18 protein-coding genes, 1 tRNA gene and 1 pseudogene are annotated in these 21,930 nt (G+C 44.6%); 11 read left to right on the top strand and 9 right to left on the bottom strand.

Features of this window, described 5'->3' with window-relative positions:
- Positions 1–198: 198 nt before the first annotated feature.
- From ASN18_RS03210 to ASN18_RS03195, 4 genes are all read right to left on the bottom strand, one after another.
- A complete protein-coding gene (locus ASN18_RS03210) occupies positions 199–1,110 on the bottom strand; it encodes a diguanylate cyclase domain-containing protein (protein WP_085051163.1) in 912 nt (303 codons plus the stop codon).
- Positions 1,111–1,129: 19 nt separating this feature from the next.
- On the bottom strand, positions 1,130–4,843 hold the full coding sequence (locus tag ASN18_RS03205; protein WP_085051162.1) for a response regulator: 3,714 nt from the start codon (positions 4,841–4,843) through the stop codon (positions 1,130–1,132).
- A gap of 266 nt (positions 4,844–5,109) precedes the next feature.
- On the bottom strand, positions 5,110–6,396 hold the full coding sequence (locus tag ASN18_RS03200; RefSeq protein WP_085051161.1) for a thiolase family protein: 1,287 nt from the start codon (positions 6,394–6,396) through the stop codon (positions 5,110–5,112).
- Positions 6,397–6,601: 205 nt separating this feature from the next.
- Positions 6,602–7,528, bottom strand: coding sequence for an RpnC/YadD family protein (locus tag ASN18_RS03195; protein ID WP_085051160.1), 927 nt, complete (start codon positions 7,526–7,528; stop codon positions 6,602–6,604).
- A gap of 190 nt (positions 7,529–7,718) precedes the next feature.
- On the opposite strand from ASN18_RS03195, the gene ASN18_RS03190 reads away from it, so the two are divergent.
- From ASN18_RS03190 to ASN18_RS03180, 3 genes are all read left to right on the top strand, one after another.
- On the top strand, positions 7,719–8,468 hold the full coding sequence (locus tag ASN18_RS03190; RefSeq protein WP_085051159.1) for an N-acyl homoserine lactonase family protein: 750 nt from the start codon (positions 7,719–7,721) through the stop codon (positions 8,466–8,468).
- Between the two features lie 3 nt (positions 8,469–8,471).
- A complete protein-coding gene (locus tag ASN18_RS03185; protein ID WP_085051158.1) occupies positions 8,472–9,617 on the top strand; it encodes a nucleotide-binding protein in 1,146 nt (381 codons plus the stop codon).
- A 126-nt stretch (positions 9,618–9,743) separates the two neighbouring features.
- A complete protein-coding gene (locus ASN18_RS03180) occupies positions 9,744–10,355 on the top strand; it encodes an LPD3 domain-containing protein (protein ID WP_085051157.1) in 612 nt (203 codons plus the stop codon).
- Here the strand turns inward: ASN18_RS03180 and ASN18_RS03175 are convergent.
- Genes ASN18_RS03175 through ASN18_RS03165 form a run of 3 tightly spaced genes read right to left on the bottom strand, consistent with a single transcriptional unit; the run spans position 10,352 to position 13,247 of the window.
- Positions 10,352–11,881: a 2-isopropylmalate synthase gene (locus ASN18_RS03175; protein ID WP_085051156.1), complete on the bottom strand. Its 1,530-nt coding sequence runs from the start codon at positions 11,879–11,881 to the stop codon at positions 10,352–10,354. The genes ASN18_RS03180 and ASN18_RS03175 overlap by 4 nt on opposite strands.
- Positions 11,878–12,606, bottom strand: a complete 729-nt coding sequence (gene pssA, locus ASN18_RS03170) for a CDP-diacylglycerol--serine O-phosphatidyltransferase (protein ID WP_085051155.1) — start codon at positions 12,604–12,606, stop codon at positions 11,878–11,880. Before pssA ends, ASN18_RS03175 begins: the two co-directional genes overlap by 4 nt.
- Complete coding sequence (locus ASN18_RS03165) at positions 12,603–13,247, bottom strand: phosphatidylserine decarboxylase family protein (protein WP_085051154.1); 645 nt, start codon at positions 13,245–13,247, stop codon at positions 12,603–12,605. The genes pssA and ASN18_RS03165 overlap by 4 nt, the downstream gene beginning before the upstream one ends.
- A gap of 254 nt (positions 13,248–13,501) precedes the next feature.
- On the opposite strand from ASN18_RS03165, the gene ASN18_RS03160 reads away from it, so the two are divergent.
- From ASN18_RS03160 to ASN18_RS03130, 7 genes are all read left to right on the top strand, one after another.
- A complete protein-coding gene (locus ASN18_RS03160) occupies positions 13,502–14,632 on the top strand; it encodes a hypothetical protein (RefSeq protein WP_085051153.1) in 1,131 nt (376 codons plus the stop codon).
- Positions 14,623–15,225 carry a phage N-6-adenine-methyltransferase gene (locus tag ASN18_RS03155; protein ID WP_236861477.1) on the top strand — a complete coding sequence of 201 codons (603 nt, stop codon included), beginning with the start codon at positions 14,623–14,625 and terminating at the stop codon, positions 15,223–15,225. Before ASN18_RS03160 ends, ASN18_RS03155 begins: the two co-directional genes overlap by 10 nt.
- Before the next feature lie 63 nt (positions 15,226–15,288).
- Positions 15,289–15,606, top strand: a complete 318-nt coding sequence (locus ASN18_RS03150; RefSeq protein ID WP_085051152.1) for a hypothetical protein — start codon at positions 15,289–15,291, stop codon at positions 15,604–15,606.
- Between the two features lie 9 nt (positions 15,607–15,615).
- Positions 15,616–17,310: a proline--tRNA ligase gene (locus ASN18_RS03145; RefSeq protein WP_085051151.1), complete on the top strand. Its 1,695-nt coding sequence runs from the start codon at positions 15,616–15,618 to the stop codon at positions 17,308–17,310.
- An 82-nt stretch (positions 17,311–17,392) separates the two neighbouring features.
- The gene (locus tag ASN18_RS03140) at positions 17,393–18,034 is read left to right on the top strand and encodes a hypothetical protein (protein ID WP_085051150.1); all 642 of its coding nucleotides are present in this window, start codon (positions 17,393–17,395) and stop codon (positions 18,032–18,034) included.
- A 19-nt stretch (positions 18,035–18,053) separates the two neighbouring features.
- Positions 18,054–18,986, top strand: coding sequence for an AAA family ATPase (locus ASN18_RS03135; protein ID WP_085051165.1), 933 nt, complete (start codon positions 18,054–18,056; stop codon positions 18,984–18,986).
- A 116-nt stretch (positions 18,987–19,102) separates the two neighbouring features.
- Positions 19,103–19,861 carry a DUF58 domain-containing protein gene (locus tag ASN18_RS03130; RefSeq protein WP_236861475.1) on the top strand — a complete coding sequence of 253 codons (759 nt, stop codon included), beginning with the start codon at positions 19,103–19,105 and terminating at the stop codon, positions 19,859–19,861.
- A gap of 131 nt (positions 19,862–19,992) precedes the next feature.
- Here ASN18_RS03130 and ASN18_RS03125 read toward each other — a convergent pair whose 3' ends face one another.
- Positions 19,993–21,207: a metallophosphoesterase gene (locus ASN18_RS03125; RefSeq protein WP_085051148.1), complete on the bottom strand. Its 1,215-nt coding sequence runs from the start codon at positions 21,205–21,207 to the stop codon at positions 19,993–19,995.
- A 33-nt stretch (positions 21,208–21,240) separates the two neighbouring features.
- A tRNA-Arg gene (locus ASN18_RS03120) sits at positions 21,241–21,314 on the bottom strand.
- 355 nt (positions 21,315–21,669) lie between these two features.
- On the opposite strand from ASN18_RS03120, the pseudogene ASN18_RS17895 reads away from it, so the two are divergent.
- A pseudogene (locus ASN18_RS17895) lies at positions 21,670–21,852 on the top strand (transposase); the annotation flags it as partial.
- Positions 21,853–21,930 lie beyond the last annotated feature (78 nt).

Here is a 21,930-nt window from a genome sequence, read left to right as displayed (position 1 = left end):
ATACCCCAGCTGCCTAGCCGCTACGCCCACCCCTCAAAAGAAAGGGGGGTGCTATTATGACACAGTCTGGAAAACGGGAATCCAGGAAACTATTGGTCAAAACCAAAAGTATTGTCAATTTCTGCCTGATTTTTCAAATGCGCTTGCCCTGTCTAACCCTGCCTTATAGAAACAAGGGCAGGGTATTGCACAAACAGTTTACCGAAAAACGTCGTATTTTAACAGATTTCTCCCCTCTTTTTTTGATTGATAAAGAATGTTATCTACGTGGGATAAAAATGACTCAGGTGATATGTCAGGAGTAGGGCGTGCCTCTGAGCCCCCTATGCTTATGGTAATGAACTTGGAAACAAGCGATTGTTCGTGGGGTATTTTCAACCCCTCTACAGATGCCCTTATGTGACTGCCTATTTGTATGATACCGTCTATATTGGTTTCTGGAAGCAGGCAGACAAATTCCTCTCCACCATATCTTGCCGCCAAATCTGCAGGGCGTTTCAGACATGCTTGCAGCGTCTCAGCTACTTTTTTCAGACACAGGTCTCCCTGTATATGTCCATAGCTGTCATTGTAAAGTTTAAAATAATCGATATCAATAAGCAGCAGCGATAATGAGGATTTCATTCTCACCGCCCTTGTCCACTCCTTTTTATAGGAATCGTCGAAAGTTCTTCTATTTGATATGCCCGTTAAGCCGTCTATTGCGGCTAGTTTAGATAAGATATCCCTTTGTTTTTTCAACTCAAGTTGATTTTTTACCCGTAATTTCACTATAGACGGGTTAAAGGGCTTGGTGATATAATCCACAGCCCCTATGTTTAACCCGTATGACTCATCGATGTCATCATCCATAGCCGTTATGAATATTATTGGTATACCTGCGGGGTTATCGTCGTCCTGAATTGCCCGGTATACTTCATATCCATTTACCTCCGGCATAATAATATCCAAAAGAATTAAGTCAGGGTCTAATACCTTGGCCATTTCTATAGCCTGCCTTCCGCCGGTTGCGTAATATGTCAGATAATCCTCCTGTAACACCTCGTTTAATATCTTTATATTCATCGGCATATCGTCAACTATTAATATTTTCTGCTTATCCGTACTCATGATTATCCCCCCTGTTCGATCATGTAAAATTAAACTTGCCGAAGATTTGTCTCAGCAGAGAAAGAGCCTCGGCATAGTTTAGATTTGTTATATTTTCCTGCAGCTTCATAGCCGTTTCTCTCCCAGATACACCTTCAATAGCGCCCTTTATACTTTCAAAATATGTTATCGTATGCAGGGCGTTTTCATTGAGAAGTGTATTCAGTTTTAAATATATATCTTTTAAGGAGTCTAAATCTACATGTGCTGTGGTGTCTTTAGAGTCAGATGCGCCCTGTTTTTGACGCTTAAACATATCTATTGAGTTGTTTAGGCGTTTGAGTTCTGCCACTAATTTGTCCAGATTTACCGGCGCCCCATCAGATAAGGCATTTTCTATTGCTGCTGTCTCACTATGGATGTTAATGGCCGACATGTTAGCTGTCATTCCCTTCAGGCCATGAACCAGATGCTTTGCCCTATCGTAGTTCTTTGCGGCGATTGCAGCCGCTAACTCATCTCTGATACCCTCAGAGGCGCTTCTAAATTCCAACATAATATTTTCAAACAGCTTTGTATTGTAATTGAGCCTCCTCAATAAGGCCTTCACATCGATACCATCAATTTCATACGGGAAACACTCATCGTCCGGTGGTGCTGCCTCGTGCCAGTTAAGCCGGGTCTTCAAGTGCTTGCTGAGTTTATTGTAAAAGTCCTCCATCTCTATTGGTTTTAATATATAGTCATTCATCCCTGACCGAAGACATTTCTCTACCTCTTCGTTCATTGCATGTGCCGTCATTGCAATAATTGGAAGTTCGTCTTTTGAGTATTTTTTTCTGATTTGAGCCGTCGCCTGAAATCCGTCCATCTCCGGCATTTGTATGTCCATTAAAACAACGTCGTAGACATTTCCCTGTTCAACTATTTTTGATACGGCTATGAGGCCGTTGTTGGCAAATTCGACATTAACTCCTGAGAGTTCAAGTAATTCCCTGGCAATCTGTCTGTTAATCGGGTGGTCTTCGACGACCAATACCCTGGCGCCTTTGATGTCTTCTGGCTGATGAGGTTCCATCTCAAGTTTCCTTGCGGATAAGGGTTTAAACCTGCCAAACACTTCGAGTATGGCATTAAATAAATGTGAGGGATGAATGGGTTTATTAAGACACACATTAACGCCAAGTTCTCTGGCAGACTGCCTAAGCTCTTCGCTGTCATGTGCAGTGACCATAATTATTGTAGGAACATGGATGAGGGCAGCGTCGTTCTTTATACATTTTACAGTCTCCAGGCCATCCATCCCTGGCATTTTATAATCCATCAAAGTCAACTTGTACTGCTCCTCCTGCGGCGCGCCCGATACCCTTTTTATCTCGTTGAGCGCCGACTCCCCTGAATCCACGGTCGTTACTCTGAAGGTGAAGGCCTCTAAAATCGACCTTAAGATAGTCCTTGAAGTCTCATTATCGTCCACAACCAGCGCCTTGAGTTTATGAAAACCGTATGGAAATGTGTAACGATTCACCCCGCACGGCCTCTGGCAGCCCAAAAGTACGGTAAACGTAAATGTGCTTCCCTTGCCGTAGTCACTCGTTACGGTTATGTCACCGTTCATTTGTTTCACCAGACTTTTACATATCGTCAATCCAAGCCCTGTTCCGCCATAGATTCTCGTCGTAGAGGTATCTGCCTGGGTAAAATGTTGAAATAATAACGGTAATTGCTCTGGTTTGATTCCTATACCGGTATCGCTTATCGAAAACTCCAGAATGACCTCTGTCTCCATTACACTCAATGCCCTCACAGACAGGATAATCTCTCCTTTTGCAGTGAATTTGATAGCATTGTTCAGCAAATTCGTAATAACCTGCCCCAAGCGCAAAGGGTCGCCTATCAACTGTCTTGGAATTTCGCCACTGAGTGAATATATCAGTTCAACGCCCTTTTCTTCGGCCTTCAACGTGTGAATGGCAGCGATATCGTTTAAAATGTCGTCAAGATTGAAATCTATAGATTCCATTTTGAGTTTGTTGGATTCTATCTTAGAAATATCGAGGACATCGTTTATTATTCCCAACAATGACCTGGCCGACAGTAACGATTTTTCAATGTAATCCCGCTGCTTTGCCGTTAAACTGGTTCTAAGGGCAAGGGCGGATAAGCCGATGATTGCATTCATCGGAGTACGTATCTCATGGCTTATATTTGCAATGAATTCACTCTTTGCCTTGTTGGCCTCTTCGGCTTCCTTTCTGGCCGCAATCTGTGCTGCCTCTATTTTTTTACGCTGCGTTATGTCGGTCGAAAATGTGATAACATATTTTTTATCTTTAATCTCCAGCAGGACTGCCGTAAATTCGACAGGGAAACAGTGTCCATCCATCCTCGCATTTATTGTTTCACCGCGTATTCGCTCTCCTGATAAGATATTGTCAAGGTATTCTCTGTCATAGTCTTCCTTATCGTCTACATTCAGGTCGTAGATGGACATATGCTGGAGTTCTTCGATAGAATAACCGTACATTTCCGAGGCCGTCCTGTTTGCCCTTATTATTGCCCCGATGTGCTGTCCTTCGGCTTCACAGAGCAATATAGACTCCACGGCATTCTCGAAAAACATCTTGTATTGTTCCTCGATATCGTGCTCCAGTTTTTTTCTGGCTTCTAACAGGCTTATAGTCATATCGTTGAACGTCTCCGACAGGAAGCCTATCTCATCGCTTGAACTAACATCTGCTGATGCAGTGGTGTCACCTTCCTTTATCCTCCTTGCAGCGGTAATAAGATTCACAATAGGTCTGGTTATTGATCTGGAGCTATAAAAAGAGATTATCAGCACGAGTATAACCGTAACAGCGGTAAATCCAATAAATAGATTGCGTAATTTGATAAGCGGAGAAAAGGCGTCGTCTCTGTCTATCTTTATAACCAGTCCCCAGTTTGTCTGTCCTATATGCCTTGTTACAGCCATAACTGGCTCTCCTCTGTAGTCGATTACATCGTACAGGATATGCTCTTTATTCAATAATGCCTGAATAATCGGACTATTAATATTGCTCTTACTGATGTTCCTTTTCAACGCTGAACTTCCATCAAATCTCATGGGGACGATAATCAGGGCGTCTCCGTTATTATCAAACTTTGCAAGTTGAGATTCCCCTGTTTCTCCCAGTCCGCTATAATCACTGGTGATTGAAATAATTCTGTCAAATGTTGCTTCCACGACCAATATCCCCAGCATTCTATCTTCATGTACTAACGGGCAAGAAAGATAATTAACGACTTTATCCTTATTGATGAGTGAAAAAGCACTCAACGAGTAACTTTTCTTTCCCCTGATATAATATTCTTCATTGGAAAAGTCAACACCGTGTAACGAATCATTTGTCGAGACGGCCACCTTTCCTTCTATGTCCAAAATGTGAATATCAAGAATGTCCTTTACCACGGACTTTGCACTGGATAAAACAGTGACGACGACTTTCTGTTGTTCTTTATCACCGGTTCTCAAATAATTCTCAAACGCTGCACGCATCGGAGGTCTGCTCGTGATGAGATTCATTCGCTCGACACTCCTCAGTAAATTGTTTTCTATTCTTCTTTTCTGGATATTTGCAGTTGCCTCAAGGCTGTCAATAATGTGGTGTTTCAATAATGACTCTGCGATGTAATAAGCGGTGACGCTGATTGTGATAATCGGCAATAGCGCTATGGACAACAAAATGATAGTAGTTTTTGGATATATCTTCACTTTTGCATACCAGTTATCCTACGCTTGCCCTCAAGCCAGTGGAAAACAAGACTCAATATCAACAAGCCGTCAAAGACGGTTATCAACTAACTTAGCGCCATCATGCAACACAAGTCATATTATAACACAAGTCATATTATAACACAAAAAGACAACAAAAAGAAACGGCGGAAACAGGTTATTGTGTATCCGCCGTAACATAATTTATATTAGGGTTTATATTAGGGTCTATCTCAGGGTTTATCCCAGAGTTTATCGAGGTTAGCTTATCTCTCCACTAACATCGCAAAGCCCATGCCGCCGCCTATGCACATGCTGATGATGCCGGTCTTGTGGCCCTTGCGCTTCATCTGCCTCATGCCGGTGACAAGCTGCCTGGCGCCGGTGCAGCCGATTGGGTGGCCAAGCGATATACCGCTGCCCAGTTCATTGGGCTTATCGTTTGGAAGTCCTAGTTCTCTGAGGCAGCCGATTGCCTGTGCCGCAAATGCCTCGTTGAGTTCCCAGCAGTCTATATCTTTCACTGTCATGTTATTTGCTTTGAGGAGTTTTCTCACGGCAGGCACCGGCCCAAGTCCCATATAGGCAGGGTCAACGCCGCCGGAGGCAAAGCCCTTAATCTTTATATATGGCTCAAGACCGTATTCCTTTGCCTTATCTGCCGACATCAGAAGCACGCTGGCCGCGCCGTCGTTTATGCCTGATGCGTTACCGGCTGTTACTGAGCCGTCTTTTTTGAACGCCGGTTTCATCTTGCCAAGTTTCTCCATGCTTGTGTCCATAGGTCTTTCGTCTGTGTCGATGATGGTGTCTCCCTTGCGGCCTTTCAGCACTACGGGGATTATCTCATCGGCGAATGTGCCGTCTGTCATGGCCGCACGTGCCCTCTGGTGACTGAGGAGGCTTAATTCGTCCTGTTCCTGCCTGCTGATGCCGTATAAGTCTACGATGTTCTCAGCGGTTATGCCCATGTGATAGCCATAGAATATCTCATACAGGCCGTCAAATACCATGAGGTCATGGACTTCGCCTATGCCGGTCAGTGCCATGCGATAGCCCCATCTGGCCTGCAGCATGGCAAAGGGGATGTTGCTCATACTCTCCATACCACCGGCAATAACCACATCTGCCTGCCCGCTCGCTATCGAGGCGGCGCCAATGGCCACTGATTTCAGACCCGACGAGCATACCTTGTTAATCGTATAGGCTGGGGTTTCTTTTGGGACTCCTGCCCGAATCATTGCCTGCCTTGCAGGGTTCTGGCCTTGCCCGGCCTGTACGACGTTGCCGATTATCACCTCGTCTACGGCGATGGGCTTAAGGGAATCTGCGTAGTCGTGATATTTCTTTTCAAGCTCAGTAATACCCTTGTCTTTCAGCTTATCCGGCGCGAAGCCCGCTGCCTCGTCGCTGACAACAGGTCTCAGACCCGCCTTCTTCAGGGTTTCCTTAATAACAAGCGCGCCAAGGTCAATAGCCGAGACATCCTTCAACGAGCCGCCAAATGCCCCCACAGGGGTTCTAACTCCGCTTACCACCACAACTTCTCTCATAATACCTTCTCCTCCTTATGTAATAACAGCATGGTATCATGCCGCAAATCTACAATAATCTATCTGGTCTGCGACCAATGGCGTCAACACCCCCGCCATGCAGCCGCACTACCTTAGTCTATAGTATACTAATATCGTCTATTGCTCGTTCTATTGTCAAGTGAGACACTCACCCTGAGAAAAGGTGGTGTAGTGTGAACACTAATTATATGTTTTCCCTAAAAAATCCTCTCAACTCATCCAACGAGCTGGTCTTTTTTATAAGATTTTTAAGATGTTCCAACTTATCTATAGAATCCACTGCCCTGACCATATCCATCAGATCAAGCCCGAATGCCCCATATTTAAGCTCAAGTCCTAACTCAATTCCTTCAAGCAGACCCTCACGCTTTCCTTCAAGCAGACCCTTACGCTGCCCTTCAAGCAGACCCTTTTGTTGCCCTTTAAGCAGCCCCCTGCGTTGCCCTTCGGCCAATCCCTGTTTGAACCTTACGTCCCTTTCCATATCATACATTATTGCCATAGCCTCTGCCTCCTTACATACCTCGTCCTGTAAATCCCTCAACTGCGACAAAACTTCCACCTGTCTTATGTGCTTGCCCCGGAGCGTTTCCTCCGGTACCAGCTCCTTCAGTCTATTCAATATCTCTCTTATAAATATTTTAACACCTTTCTTTTGATAATTGCACAAGATTGCGATTATAACCTCTTCCGGTCTGTTTGAATACAAAAATTTATCGCAATCCACATTTCGCATATCTATAAGATTATAACGATAGTCGACCGTCTTCGTTTTGATTGTGTCAGGCATTGTAAGTGGCTCGCTGCCTATGTAAAACACATATTGCAGCGGCTGAATATCGTAAACTTCTGTGATGTAAACCCAATAGCGCAGCTCCCTATATGCCATCTTAGCATAGTTCGTGGTCTGGAATTCTATATGTACCAGACACTGCGAAGCATCTTCCAGTTCTACCATAACAATAAAATCGGCCTCACGCTCGTTCGTTATCTGAAGTTTTGTTTCTACGGGTGTGGATTTAACGGTTTTCAGTCCAATTACGCTCGTTAACAGGGTGTCTATGACATCTTTCAGAACTTCCTTTATTATCTTGTCATATTGTTTAGACATGCTGCTGGTATTGTAACATTTGGGGTTGAGTTAAAGTAGTACGATAATTGACCAATTGTGGCTGGAGTGCGTTTGCCCTGTTCCGAAATGTGCTTTATTTTGCATGAATTTTGTGTTAATATTTAACTAATTACTCTTTCAGGCACGCAAATGAGTTTATTACTACAAATGCACTTAAGGAGGTTCGTATATGAGTCTATACAAAATCCATCCCATTGTAATGGGCACGAAGGTATTTGACAAGTCCTTTATGACATATCAATTCGGCTATGGGCAGAAATACACGATACCCATATATAGCTGGTACATAGAAGGTAACGGGCACAAGATATTAGTCGATACTGGTGAGTTAAGCCCCGCGCGCTCTGAGGCTCGGGAGGAGGCAATAGGCGGCAGGATTTACACATCCTTAGAAGAAGGTCTTGCCCGCTGGGATACCGCACCAGAAGAGATAGACATCGTCATTCACACACATCTGCACAATGACCACTGCGAAAACGACGACAAGTGCATCAATGCCAGCATATATGTCCACGAAAAAGAAATTCAGACAATCTTAGACCCACACCCCCTCGATTACCGTTACATGGAAGACTTCATCTTAGGCGTACAAGAAAATGGGCAGATAATAACAACAGACAAGGATATTGAAGTCGTACCAGGCATCAGCATGTTTCACACGCCTGTGCATACAGAGGGCGGGATGAGTGTGATGATAGACACCAAAGACGGCAAGGCAATAATCACAGGGTTTTGCTGCATTATGGAGAACTTCAACCCTCCCCCTCCGGTAAGAGGCATGGGGCTTGAGGTAATTCCATCGGGTACGGTCATAAATCCTTACAAAGCCTATGACATAATGCTGAAGGTCAAGGGCATGGCAGATATACTGATGCCTTTTCATGAGCCAAAATTTGCCTCTGTCGATACTATTGGATAATTAATGGCAGCTCAACGAAAGGCCAGACATATACTTGCCGTTGCCGGTGGCAAGGGCGGAGTGGGGAAAAGTGTCTTTTCCATAACCCTTGCAACGACTTTAGTTGGGATGGGTTACAGGGTTGTATTGATTGATTTAGACTTAGGAGGGGCCAACCTCCACACCTACATGGGGATATTGGGGCAGACGTTGTCGCTGTCACATTTTTTCCAGAAGAAGGTCAAGACACTGGACGAAGTAGTGATTTCAACAAGGGTGCCTGAGTTGAAACTAATAAGCGGCGCCCATTATCTGCCCTCGATGTCAAGCCCCGGGTCATCACTTAAGATAAAATTGCTCAGACACATAAAGGCCCTTGATGCCGATTTCATAGTAATAGACCTCGGGGCAGGCATGGACCTGAACACGATGGACTTTTTTATATCCTCAGATATTGGGTTTATCGTTACTGTAGCAGAACCGGCAGCAATCATGAACTCGTACAGATTTATCAAAGGGACACTATTTCGTAAACTTCACGGCGTATTCAAAAATCACGCGCAGCTTGCCCCGATTCTTGTATCTATGGCTGAGGATTCTGCCTATAGTGACTCCCTTATGCTCAATACATTTATTGAGAAGGTCATGCAGATAGACCCGTCGGCCTATCCACTGGTAAATGAAATCAGCGCAGAGTTCAGGCCATGCCTTGTACTCAACAGAATAGGCACTGTGGAGTCAAATAATCTCGTAGGGTCGCTCATAAGCCACTGCACTACTAAATATAATGTTCAGCTTAAGTACCTTGGCAACCTGCCGCATGTCAAAGAAATCAGTTCGTTTCTCCTTGATATACCAGCCTTTCTGAGGTCGTCATCGGGTTCGGGTTTCTTTAAATCCCTTAAAAGCATCGTAAGAAAGTTTCTGCTCGATATTCACGACACAAACGTGGTAGCAGAAAAACTTCAACTCCTGAAGGTATACGACGATGACACGATAAAAAGAATCGGTGAGATTATAAAAGACCTGCCTGAGGGAAAGCTCACCCAAACGGAGAAAAAACTCTGGCAGTTGAGACTATATTTTAAACCAACCGAAGTGGTCGCGTTTTTGTTGTGCAAGGGGATTAAAGACAATATTTTCTTCGAACAGTTATACACCATAGAATAAGCCGTTGTACTGCTGAATAAGCCGTTGTACTTTAGAAGAGGCAAACGCATTTGAAAAAAATACCTACTCGCCAGACACTACAGGAACCAGAAGCCCGATATACAGAAGCAATTAGAGGCATTGAGGGTGAACTCTGAAGAAGTTAAGAATCCCAAATTAATGTCCGATACATCCTGTATGTCAAAACCGGACGTGAAGATAGCGAGAATTGATGATAAGATGTTTAAAAGAGGGCTTAAAGAGGCGGATAATGAAATCAGGCAATGGGCTAAAGACAATATTGAGGGAAAATCTTTTCCCAACAAAGATACTGGGTGGGATATAGCCGTAACAGGAAAAGGAATAGGAAAAGTATTGAGCGGTAAAAGAGTTGCCATATTTAATCATATTAAGGCTGTTAGAGCAATCCCTGAATTGATAGAAAATGCTATTTTAACTGAAACGCGTCCAGATAGAAATAATGACCCAAATATAAAAAACATACATATATTCCATGCGCCAGTAGAGGTAGGCAACAACTTCTACCGAGTGAAATTGACAATAAAGGAAACCAAGCATGGGAAACTATTTTACGACCATAGTCTGACAGAAATAAAAAAGCCTGCTACCACTCACGCGCGCACGGACGATACCTTTTCAGGCAGCGCGCCACATGCGCGGCAGCAGGCTCATACCGTTAGTATAAAGGATTTGCTTAAAGATGTCAAGACCTCTGGAGAATCAGGACAAACGCATTAGACTCCCTTCTTTACAATCCTGTTTATTCCCGTTAGTTTATTAAGCGCATTAATATATGCCTTTGCTGAGGCCGCGATTATGTCAGGGTCTGAGGCGCTTCCGCGCACTACGCGGTCGTCTTCCTCCAGCAGCACTACTACCTCACCGAGGGCGTCCGTGCCGCCAGTTATACTTTTTATCTCATATTTTTTTAGCTCGCTCTTTGTCGCCGTCAATTCTTTTATGGCATTATATACTGCGTCAACCGGGCCGTCTCCGGTGCTTTCCATCTCTTTTATCTGCCCCTTTATTGAGAGGCTTATCTTTGCTGTCGGTCTTTGCCCTGTGCCGCTTACCACGTGTAATGACGCAACGGAGTAAACATCACTTTCCTTTGTAATCTCATCCGTTATCAGGGTTTCTATGTCCTCGTCAAATATATGTTTTTTCTGATCGGACAGGGCCTTGAAACGCTCAAATGCCTTGTTAATCTCCTCTTCGGTCAATGACTGAAACCCAAGCGCCGACAGCCTGTCCTTAAAGGCGTGCCGTCCTGAATGTTTGCCAAGTATTAGTTTGCTGCGCGGGATGCCTATCTCTTCGGGGTTCAAAATCTCATATGTGGAGCGCTCTTTCAGAAAGCCGTCCTGATGTATGCCTGATTCATGGGCAAAGGCGTTGTCGCCGACAATGGCCTTATTTGGCTGTACGGTCATACCTGTTATTCTTGATACCATACGGCTTGTCTTATATATCTCGCGGGTGTTTATCCTCGTGTCGGCGTTGAAATACTTTGGTCGTGTCTTTAGTGTCATCACTATTTCCTCTAATGAGGCGTTACCGGCGCGCTCTCCTATGCCGTTTATCGTACATTCAACTTGTCCAGCCCCTTTTAATATGGCAGCAGTGGAGTTCGCCACAGCCTGTCCAAGGTCGTTATGGCAGTGTATCGATATAACAGTCTTATCAATATTGGGTACCCTGCTCATCAAATATTCTATTAATTCACCGTACTCCTGTGGAATAGTATATCCCACCGTGTCCGGTATATTTACCGTCGCTGCCCCTGCCTTTATAACATTCTCTGTGACACGGCATAGGTAGTCCCAGTCTGAGCGCGTGGCATCCTCGGCAGAGAACTCTACATCGTCTGTGTACTGGCGCGCATGTTTTACTGCCTTCACTGCCATAGCAAGCACCGCCTCTCTGTCCATCTTCAGCTTATACTTTAAATGAATATCGCTTGTGGCTATCACGATGTGAATCCTGCCGCTGTCAGCACCTTTCACCGCCTCTGCAACACGGTCTATGTCCTTATCGACTGCCCGTGCAAGGCCGCAGACTGTAACACCTCTGACCTCATCTGCTATTCTTTTTACGGCCTCGAAATCCCCCTGACTTGTTATCGGGAAGCCGGCCTCGATTATATCGACATTGAGCCTGGCAAGCTGCCTTGCAATTTGAAGTTTCTCCTCTACGTTCATCGTGGCCCCGGGGGACTGCTCACCGTCTCTGAGGGTCGTATCGAATATCTTAATTATCCTCATATTTGATTATCCTTTGTCACAGTTCTCTTCCTCGCATACAGCAAATAAGTATTCTCTACTATACCAACCACTACATATAAAATTGCAAGCGCAAAAAGCGTAATCGGCGGATGCATCACAATCACTGACAGCAGTATTATGAGAAGTACAAGAAAAATAAATGGTTTTCTCGTCTTCAGATTCAGCTCCTTTGCTCCATGAAACCTGAGCGTACTTATCATAAACACTGCAAGCACCACTGTCAAAACCAATACGAAGACGCTCTTGCCCGGTGGATCACTCCACATTGTATGATAAAATATCACATACGTCGCTAAAATCGTCGCCGCTGCGGGGATTGGCATTCCGGTAAAATGTTTAGCCTCAGTAGAGACCATCTGGACGTTATACCTGGCCAGGCGCAGCGCACCGCAGCTTACATATAGAAAAGCGGCAGCCCAGCCAATCCGTCCAAACGGCGCCAGCGCCCAACTAAATACCATCACAGCCGGGGCCACCCCAAAGGCGACTAAGTCAGAAAGGGAATCCAGCTCTATCCCAAATCTTGACGTGCTATTAGTAATCCTCGCCGTCCAGCCGTCCAGTCCGTCAAATATATTGGCTATCATTATTGCCCATCCTGCATGGACATAGTTGCCCTTGAGCGATGCAATTATTGCGTAAAATCCAAAAAACATCCCGCAAAGTGTGAGGGCATTGGGCAGGATATAAACTCCGCGTTTCATTTAGCGGCGCCTTCGTCCCACCGGGCTATTACTGTCTCACCGGAGAGTACCTTGTCCTCCGGCTTTACGATAACTTTTGCTGAGAGCGGCAGGTAAATATCCACCCTTGAGCTGAACTTTATAATGCCATAGCGCTGTCCTTGCTTGAGCGCATCTCCGGGCTTTACCCTGCACACGGCGCGGCGGGCTATTGAGCCTGCTATCTGTCTTAAGAGAATGTCTCCTTTTGTTGTTCTTAGTACCATTGCAATGTTGTCGTTATGGAGTGACGCCTCATCCAGAAATGCCTTTTTAAAACTCCCCGGCGTGTGTTTTACGCTTACAACCTCGCCGTCATAGGGGGCGCGGTTGACGTGTACGTTTAACGGCGACATGAATATACTGATCTTCCTGACCTCCTTTCCTATAAATTCCTCTTCCTTAACCTCTGTGACAAGGAGAATCCTCCCGTCTGCCGGTGAGATAACCGCCCCGGCATCAACAGGCGTTGCACGCTCCGGGTCCCTAAAAAAGTAAAACATAAACAGAGTGATAACAAACGGTATGAACGCAATCCAGTTTCTCAGGGCGGCAAGCACGGCAACAGTAACGGCGGCGGCCCCCGCTATGAACGGCAGCCCTTCAGGAGCAAATTTAATCATAATTATCCTTGTATTTTATTTGAATTATTTTTACTTTGTATATTATATTATATAACAGTCTTTAAATGCCAGACCCTTATAGCGGTAACATGATTTTAGGTAGTGTCTCAGTTTGATTTTTTTTGCCCCAGAGATAAGTGGCGCAGATGTGGTATCTTGGATTTATAAGGTTTTAAGGATAACTCCAGCATGCAGGAATATCTAAACATACATGGAGTATTGAAGAAATCGTCCGATTATTAGTATAATATGGCATGTCATATCAATCGGTTGACCAAATCCAGAAGGCTCTTACTGAGTCGGTGTTCCATTATGCTAAAGATTCCAAAAAAGCCGCCGGACGAGCGCTTGGTACCATAGTCGAGATTATTACGTTCTATGCATTAAAATCGTGGGGGCTTGAAAGAAATATAGCAATAGAAAAACCACTTCCAGAGTTTGGCAATGATGATATAACACATAATGTTGAGTATAGTCTTCATCCTTCAACCCATTTAACAAAAGTGGCTTTTGAAGCAAATCAACTTCCAATAACAGCAGTAAAAATGGCTAAGAATCAATCTCTTATCAGGCATCAAATATCTAAAAATACAATAAAATCACATGCTTTGTTGAGTAAAAATCTGATTTTGCGGAATTCATGCACAATCTATGACGGTTTCGAGATTTTTGTAAATGCGTACCTTGATAGTTATACAAAAGATGGAGGACAATATTCCATTGTATCTCTTAGAAGACGGCCTTTTGCAATATTTGAGTGTAAGCGGGTAGGAGTAGAAGAGGGAATGAGGAAAGGACCGCAAACAATTGAAAAAGCTAAACAAGGCGCATATGTAGCGCGGACAGTATCCTCTTTGCAGAAGATTAGGCTTATTGATGGAAGCATGGGAGGGCTAATTCAAAAACAGAATGGAGCGTTTAGACATGGTGATTATTATGAATTGATGGCTGAAATCATTGCATCTAATGATAAAGAATTACTTTCTCGATTTATTCTGACAGTAGGTGTTGTAAGCAATCATGGTAATTGGTTCACTTCTGAGAACCACAACAAAGAACTTAAAGTCCTTGCACAATCCTATGATTGGCTGCTTTTTTTAACTGATGCAGGGATAGCCCAATTTATTGAAGAATTATTATTGAATCCCACGAATGAACTGTTAATGGTCAAGGAGGCATTTCAGATAAGTTATACAGGTGAAAAGGGTGTTAATCAATTTACAAAGGTCAAAATTTTGCTTTCGGCTGATATTGCTCTCCAATCTTATTTCAACACCAATAAGAAAAACATAGAAGCTTGGTTTAATGTCATCGCTCCAGCAGGGAAACGGCTTGTCGTTCTTAGTGAAGAACTTAATACTTTGAAGTCTAAAAAATGGTGGTAGATGTATTTATGACTGCTGGACGAACAGTGAACTCTCAGAGTGTTGATTGGTGTACTCCCCCTAAATATGTTAATGCGGTCAGAAAAGTATTTAATGGTAATATTACTTTAGACCCATGTTCTAATAAATGGTCTATCGTTAATGCTGAAATGGAGTACATGTTACCATACAAAGATGGCCTCAAAGAATCATGGAATTATCCCACAATCTATGTAAATCCACCTTATGGTGCAAACAAAGAGAATAAAACAACAATAAAACACTGGCTCTACAAATGTGCTCATGCTCACAAAAATTATGGCTCTGAAGTCCTTGCGTTAGTGCCTGTAGCGACGAACACCAGACATTGGAAAGACTATGTATGGGGAAGGGCAACAGCTATCTGCTTCTTGTATGACACAAGGCTGCGCTTTCTTGTAGAGGGGAAAGATGAAGGGAAAGGAGCACCAATGTCATGTGCTATGATTTATTGGAATAAAAATGTTGATACATTCCATGATGTATTTATACAGTACGGAGCAGTCATTGATTTAATCTCTCTACAAAAGAAAACAATTGGCGATAAACCAAAGCATCTAAGATTATTTTTTTAAACAAATGCCATATATGTTTGTAGAAGAAGTAAAACTGAGACACTACCATACAGGAGGATAATGATGTCAGGAAAACTACTGTTGCTGATAGCCATGATTATGCTTGCTTCGGGCAGTGCTGCCGCCGTTGAGACAGACAGCTGCCACGACCTGTACGACATCTACAATGGGTGCTTCAAACAGGGCATGACAATAGCTAAAATAAAGTGCAAGGCACTTGGCGATGAACTATGGAAGCATTTTCTCAATAAAGCATCAAACGAAAGAGAAGAGCAAATCTCCGCAGTGGTTGCCGATATTTGTGAGGACGGCTGCCTCGACGCCGTAGAACATGGAGAGCCGCTTCCGATTCATTCCTTCAGAGACCAATACTGTAAATAAGGAGACTTCATGCAATATTCAAAGTTACTAATCCCCACACTCAAAGAAACCCCCTCAGAGGCCGAGGCCGTAAGCCACATATTGATGATACGCGGCGGCTACATCAGGCAGCTTGCCGCTGGGTTATATATATCGCTGCCCCTGTTTCTGCGCGTAATGGAGAAGATAAACACGATAATCCGGCAGGAGATGAACAGAATCGGGGCGCAGGAGTTTTCAATGCCCGTGCTGCACCCGGCTGAAGTGTGGCAGAAGACCGGCAGATGGGATGCAATCGGCGATGAGATGTTCCGCCTCAAGGACAGGACAGACCGCGATATGTGCCTTGCCATGACACACGAAGAGATAATGACATGGCTTGCCGCTAAGGAACTCCGTTCCTATCGTGACCTGCCCCAGATGTGGTATCAAATACAGACGAAACTCCGTGACGAGGCCCGCCCCAAAAGCGGCATACTGCGCACACGGGAATTCATAATGAAAGACAGCTACAGTTTTGACGCCGACGAAGAGGGGCTTAACAAAAGCTATGAACTGCACGCACAGGCATATCACAGGATATTTACGCGTGCAGGCTTATTGTTTTATCAGGTAGAGTCTGACCCCGGCATGATGGGCGGCACAACGGCACACGAGTTCATGGCCCCAAGTGACGCCGGTGAGGACGAGATTGCCATATGCGGCAGATGCGGCTATGCGGCGAACGTGGAGCTTGCCGTGTCCGTACCGCCGGACTATGCACCAGTTGATATGCCATTTGAGGAAGTACACACGCCGCGGATGAAGACAGTCGATGAGGTATCAAGATTTCTTGGACTACCACCCCTGAGTTTTATTAAAAGCCTGCTTCTGATAACAAAAGACGCCCCAGTGCTTGCCCTTTTGCGCGGTGATGAGGAGCTGCACGAAAAAAAGATCCAGCGCGTAATTGGCCCCTACAGACCGGCACATAAAGACGAAATAGTAGAGATACTTGGCGTTGAGGCCGGGTTTATCGGCCCTGTAAATATGATAAATAAAGAAATCAGGATCATCGCCTCCACATCTATTAAAACCGGACTTTACGCAGGCGGGGCAAATAAAACAGATTATCACCTTAAGGGTATAAACCCGGAGGTTCATTTTCAGGCCGACTGGCACGACATCCGCGTCATAAGACAAGACGAACGGTGCGTCAGGTGCGGCGCGGCGTTAAAGATTCAGAGGGTAATAGAGATAGGGAATATATTCAAACTTGGCACAAAGTACTCTGTGCCGCTTAGCGCAGTGTATCTGAACAAGGAAGGCGCTGAAATCCCAATTATAATGGGAAGTTACGGCATAGGGCCAGCACGGGTGGCAGCGGCGGCAATTGAGCAAAACCATGACGAAAACGGCATCATCTGGCCTGTATCCATAGCCCCGTTTCCTGTGCTGATACTGCCGCTGAGTACCGGCGACAATGAAACTATAAAGGCGGCAGATGTGATTTGTGCTGCCCTGAATTCGAGACACATCGATTTTTTAATAGATGACAGGGACATCCGCCCCGGCATAAAGTTTAAAGACGCCGACCTGACAGGTATCCCCTATCAAATTATCATAGGGGCAAAAAATCTTAAAGATGGTCTTGTCGAGATAAAAGACAGGCGGACGAAAGAGACAACTAAGATGCCGCCAGATAAAGCTGTCGAATATGTCAGCAGATTAATTATCGTAATATAATATTTTCAGGTTAGACCTAAAGTATTCCGATAGGTTAGCCGATAGATATGTATTGGGTTTAATTTATCGCAAGGAGGTTAGCATGGCAGTTGACAGCGTTAATGGAGGTATGACGTATACCGGTTATATTCAGTCCACATTGCTTCAGTCTACTCAGAATACCGGTGCGATACGTGACACAAACGGTGATAACGATAAAGGAAAGATCGAAGGTTCAAAAGGCGGCGGACAGAATAATGCCTTTTTGAACAGCGTTATGCAGACGCTAAACCAGCTCGGAATTGCACCAACCCTTCAGCCCGGTGCGCCCCAAGCCCCAACATCGACAGCCAACACAGGCGGAGAAAATACACAGTCCGGTGACAACAAAGATAATCAGGCGCTCCCAGCCTTCATGTACAGCCTGTTCCAGGCCATTAGTCAAAACTCACAGGGCACAAGCCCATCAGATACCAATCTGACATCAAGTCTCCAGAATATCCTGCAGAACCTTAATTCAAATACCCCAGATACTCCAGATACTCCAGATACTCAGGAGGCAAGCGCTTCACAGTTGAATAGCGCCTTCCAGAATCTGGTACAAACCCTGCAAGGCGGCAGCAGCAGTGGCAGCCTGAGTTCACTTCAGGCATTCCTGCAGACATTGATTCAAAATCTGTCTAATCAACCGCAGCAAGGTGCAAATGCCCTTGGTGTAGGAAACATTGTCGATACCACCGGCTAAGGAGACACAGACGCAAGAAATAAAGATTAAAAACGAACGAATCCTAAGTATATTAAATTGTCTGTCGCCGTTTCTTCATGGCAAAGAGACGGCGATAGAGCTGTCGCTTGTTGCCTTCTTCTCGCGTGGTCATCTGTTGATTGAAGACATGCCCGGCCTCGGCAAGACAACCCTTGCCATTGGCATTGCCAGGGCGCTAGGCCTTGAGTTCGGACGAATCCAGTGTACAAGTGACCTTCTGCCGTCGGATATTACCGGCCTGTCGATTTATAACAAAAACAAGGGGGAATTCGAGTTTCACAAGGGGCCGATATTCAGCAATATAGTCCTTGTTGACGAAATAAACAGGGCAACCCCCAAGACTCAAAGCGCGCTGCTTGAGGCTATGGGTGAAAAACAGGTAACAATAGAAGAGCAGACATACAAGCTGGTAAAACCGTTCTTTGTCCTCGCCACGCAAAACCCTGTTGAACAGTACGGGACATTCCCCCTGCCTGAGTCACAGCTTGACAGGTTTATGCTGAAAATCGGCATAGGCTATCCACCCAAAGAGGCCGAGCTGCAAATCCTCAGAGGTGGCAGCAGGCGCGAGGAACTCTACTCTATCAAGCCGATTATGGAGAAATCCGAAACAGTTGAAATGCAAAACCAAATCAAAGACAACGTCTTTGTATCGGAGAAGATTCTTGGTTATATAATGAGCCTTGTAGAGCAGACAAGGACACATAAATACCTGTACGCAGGGCTTTCGACGCGCGGGGCGCTTGCCGTTACCAATACCGCCAAGACACATGCCTATTTCTGTGACCGTGATTTCGTCATCCCTGAAGATATAAAGGCACTTGCCCCATACACCATCTCCCATCGTGTATTGTTTAAAGAAGACATTGATTCAAACACAAAGAAGGAGATAGTAAAATCCATAATCGAAGAACTCCCTACCCCGGCGTAATTAAAATAAACAAGGCCGGTTGGATTTACATATCACTGTCAATATTTCTGGGTTTTTCGGCAGCAAACACGGGCAATAACCTCATATACCTGATCACGGCTGCAATGCTTGGCTTTATGGGTGTATCAGGTATATTCGGCAAGCGCAATCTGAGCAAAATTGAGGTATCAACAGAATCCCCTCCTGAGATTTATGCAGGTGTTGAATTCCCATTGAAGATAACACTTACAAACAATCGCGGCTTCCTGCCGGGCTTCCTGCTTAGTGTAACGGCAGATGGCACGGTGGTGATGTTCCCTTTTACTGATACAAAGACGGCGCAGTATAAGTATATTCCATTTACGTTTCCCACACGCGGAGTTCATCTTGTCAGGGATATTTACATCTGCTCAGTATTTCCATTCAATTTTTTTATGAGATGCACACCTGTAAGCTGTTCTAAAGAATTCGTTGTGTTTCCAGCACCAAAAAAGTGTACACTTAGCGGGGCTGATGGCAGAAGCATGCGCTCAGGAGGCGAAGGTGCGTCCGATAGAACAGGCTTTGACTCAGACATAGTCTCAATAAGAAACTACATACAGGGCGACCCACTAAAGTACATCAGTTGGAAGGCAACGGCGCGCTCCGGTAAATTGAAAACCAAAGAGCTGTCTTCGATGTCCTTTGACCCCGTGCTTATAGACTTTGACAACACAACAGGCATTGCAGACAGGGAAGAGCGCATCTCCTGCATAACATATACAATAGTGACGCTGATAAAAAGAAACATCCCCGTGGGGCTGAAAATAGGTGAAAAGGTCTACCCGCCCGGCACGTCACACGCCTCAAGAGCTACCCTCCTAAACGCCTTAGCGCTGCTGCCGCCAGAGAATTAGCTGCAGAGCCTTGCCACCCTAAACATTGACAAAACAACTGCGCATTAAAAAGACGGGGAGGAAGAATAATCGCAAACGTCTGCTATATAAATAAGATACAGCACGCTTTACAGCTTTAATACTGCTTCATATCACCGGTAATATAGAGGAACAAGTTCGACAATAGTGATTTCAGGCGGGCTGAGTACCCGGATTGGCGGACCCCATGTGCCTGTGCCCCTGTTTACGTACAATGAGCCCCTTTCGCTTACCTTTTCCAACGCATTTTGATTTGGGACATACACCCATGTAGTGAAACTGTTCAGCCAGGGCTGCCTTGTGTAGAAAATCCATGTGATAAGATTGAACGGAAATATTTGTCCCTTATGTGTGTGTCCAGAAAGCTGCAAGTCAAAAAGCCTGTATTCATTATCATTAAGATTGGGTCTGTGTTTCAATAAAATCGTGTATTTGTCCGGTGGTATGCCCATTAGCAGTTCTTTTTCTGACACTTCTGCCACATCACTTGCTGCATCAAGCCTTACCCTATCCGGCACCCTGAAATTATTTACCTCAATATCGTCAACGCCGACCATCACTACAGAACTCCCAACGTTGACAGCAGTGTTCCTTAGAATCTTGAACCCGCATAGCTCTGTAAAGTAAACAGCCTGATTCAGCCCTGCATAAAATTCGTGATTTCCAGTAACGGCATATTTGCCCATAGGCGGGTTAAGCGCTTCAAAATATTTTGCAAAACCGTCTAATTTGTCAAGCTGACCATCTACAAAGTCGCCGGTTGAGACCAGTACGTCAGGGTTTTCCCCTGCGATGGCCTCAACGATGGCCTTTATTCTCTTTTCACGAATGATCAGGCCAATGTGTACGTCAGAGATTTGGGCAATTTTAACAGGTGAGCTTACCTTGTTTGTCCTGATTACCAATTTTTCAATACGAATTGACCTTGCCTCGAAATATCCATATACACATACAATGACAGAAAATAAGACCGACACATAAAACGATGTGGTAAGCTTTAGTCTTAAAAAATCCAGATTGGAATGGCTTACCTTGCCTGCTAAATAAATAAATAACCTGAATAGATCAAAAAAGAACAGCGACAGCACAAAATAAAGTAGAAACCCCATCCAGTAATATCCCGTGTAAGCAGACACCATGGCCGTCGAATGCAGACCGGCCTTTTCTGAGAATCTCACAATAAACGGTGCTGTCGTCATAATAAGCATGATGAAGGCAATACCAGCCTTAGTGCCATGGGTTAATTTAAATACAGAACTGGCAGCAGCCATGGCGTAGAAGTGCATGGAGGCATAGATAAGTACAAAAAAAAGTAGAAATAGCTTCATTCGGCTGCTGTCAACGGGTTATGTTTAATATAACGCGCCCAGGAGGAGTTGAACCCCCAACCTTCGGATCCGTAGTCCGACGCTCTATCCAATTGAACCATGGGCGCATAGGGTATTTTACTACATCTACATAGATTTAGCAATGGCAAATCTTCATATTACAGTAAAGAGCTTCCTTGTCATATGCAAATATCTCTTACCAACCTTATCCCCATGTTTAGGGCAAAGATTATTGCCTCCATCACCCATTTGGTGCTGGCAGCTTATATAAGTATTTGTTCCTCATCAAGCCTCAACTGTCTATCACGAGCATTTAAATTCCCAAGGATCTTACCCCGATTCAGAGGACAAGAAAATAAGGTAGAATACAGAAACGGAAGTAGGAGATGGAAAGACGAAGGTATGATGAAGAGTTTAAGTCTGAAGCAGTACGACTTATAGAAAGAGTGAGGCAGGAAAGTATCTGAGGTTTCGCGAAATCTTGGGATTCATGAAAATCTGCACTACAAGTGGAAAAAGAGCCTAACAGACAACGGAGGAGATGGATATACGGCTGAAGAAAAGGCTAAGTTGAGGAAACTGAAGAAGCAGTTAAGGGATGTGACGGAGGAGCGAGAAAAGCCATGGCCATCTCCTTTCTTTTGAGGGGTGGGCGTAGCGGCTAGGCAGCTGGGGTATTTTAAAATAATTGAATAATAAAATTATTATATAATTTAAGAAAGG

The sequence above is a fragment of the Candidatus Magnetominusculus xianensis genome, assembly GCA_001541255.1.
Lineage (GTDB): Bacteria > Nitrospirota > Thermodesulfovibrionia > Thermodesulfovibrionales > Magnetobacteriaceae > Magnetominusculus > Magnetominusculus xianensis.
Note: the sequence above shows the minus strand (reverse complement) of the source record. Positions and strands in the feature narration are given on the sequence as shown.

Bases quoted from the DNA above. Each gene is read 5' to 3' on its own strand.
- ASN18_RS03210 (WP_085051163.1), bottom strand. From the start codon at position 1,110: ATGAGTACGGATAAGCAGAAAATATTAATAGTTGACGATATGCCGATG.
- ASN18_RS03200 (WP_085051161.1), bottom strand. From the start codon at position 6,396: ATGAGAGAAGTTGTGGTGGTAAGCGGAGTTAGAACCCCTGTGGGGGCA.
- ASN18_RS03195 (WP_085051160.1), bottom strand. From the start codon at position 7,528: ATGTCTAAACAATATGACAAGATAATAAAGGAAGTTCTGAAAGATGTC.
- ASN18_RS03190 (WP_085051159.1), top strand. From the start codon at position 7,719: ATGAGTCTATACAAAATCCATCCCATTGTAATGGGCACGAAGGTATTT.
- ASN18_RS03185 (WP_085051158.1), top strand. From the start codon at position 8,472: ATGGCAGCTCAACGAAAGGCCAGACATATACTTGCCGTTGCCGGTGGC.
- ASN18_RS03175 (WP_085051156.1), bottom strand. From the start codon at position 11,881: ATGAGGATAATTAAGATATTCGATACGACCCTCAGAGACGGTGAGCAG.
- pssA (WP_085051155.1), bottom strand. From the start codon at position 12,606: ATGAAACGCGGAGTTTATATCCTGCCCAATGCCCTCACACTTTGCGGG.
- ASN18_RS03165 (WP_085051154.1), bottom strand. From the start codon at position 13,247: ATGATTAAATTTGCTCCTGAAGGGCTGCCGTTCATAGCGGGGGCCGCC.
- ASN18_RS03160 (WP_085051153.1), top strand. From the start codon at position 13,502: ATGTCATATCAATCGGTTGACCAAATCCAGAAGGCTCTTACTGAGTCG.
- ASN18_RS03155 (WP_236861477.1), top strand. From the start codon at position 14,623: ATGGTGGTAGATGTATTTATGACTGCTGGACGAACAGTGAACTCTCAG.
- ASN18_RS03150 (WP_085051152.1), top strand. From the start codon at position 15,289: ATGTCAGGAAAACTACTGTTGCTGATAGCCATGATTATGCTTGCTTCG.
- ASN18_RS03145 (WP_085051151.1), top strand. From the start codon at position 15,616: ATGCAATATTCAAAGTTACTAATCCCCACACTCAAAGAAACCCCCTCA.
- ASN18_RS03140 (WP_085051150.1), top strand. From the start codon at position 17,393: ATGGCAGTTGACAGCGTTAATGGAGGTATGACGTATACCGGTTATATT.
- ASN18_RS03130 (WP_236861475.1), top strand. From the start codon at position 19,103: ATGGGTGTATCAGGTATATTCGGCAAGCGCAATCTGAGCAAAATTGAG.
- ASN18_RS03125 (WP_085051148.1), bottom strand. From the start codon at position 21,207: ATGAAGCTATTTCTACTTTTTTTTGTACTTATCTATGCCTCCATGCAC.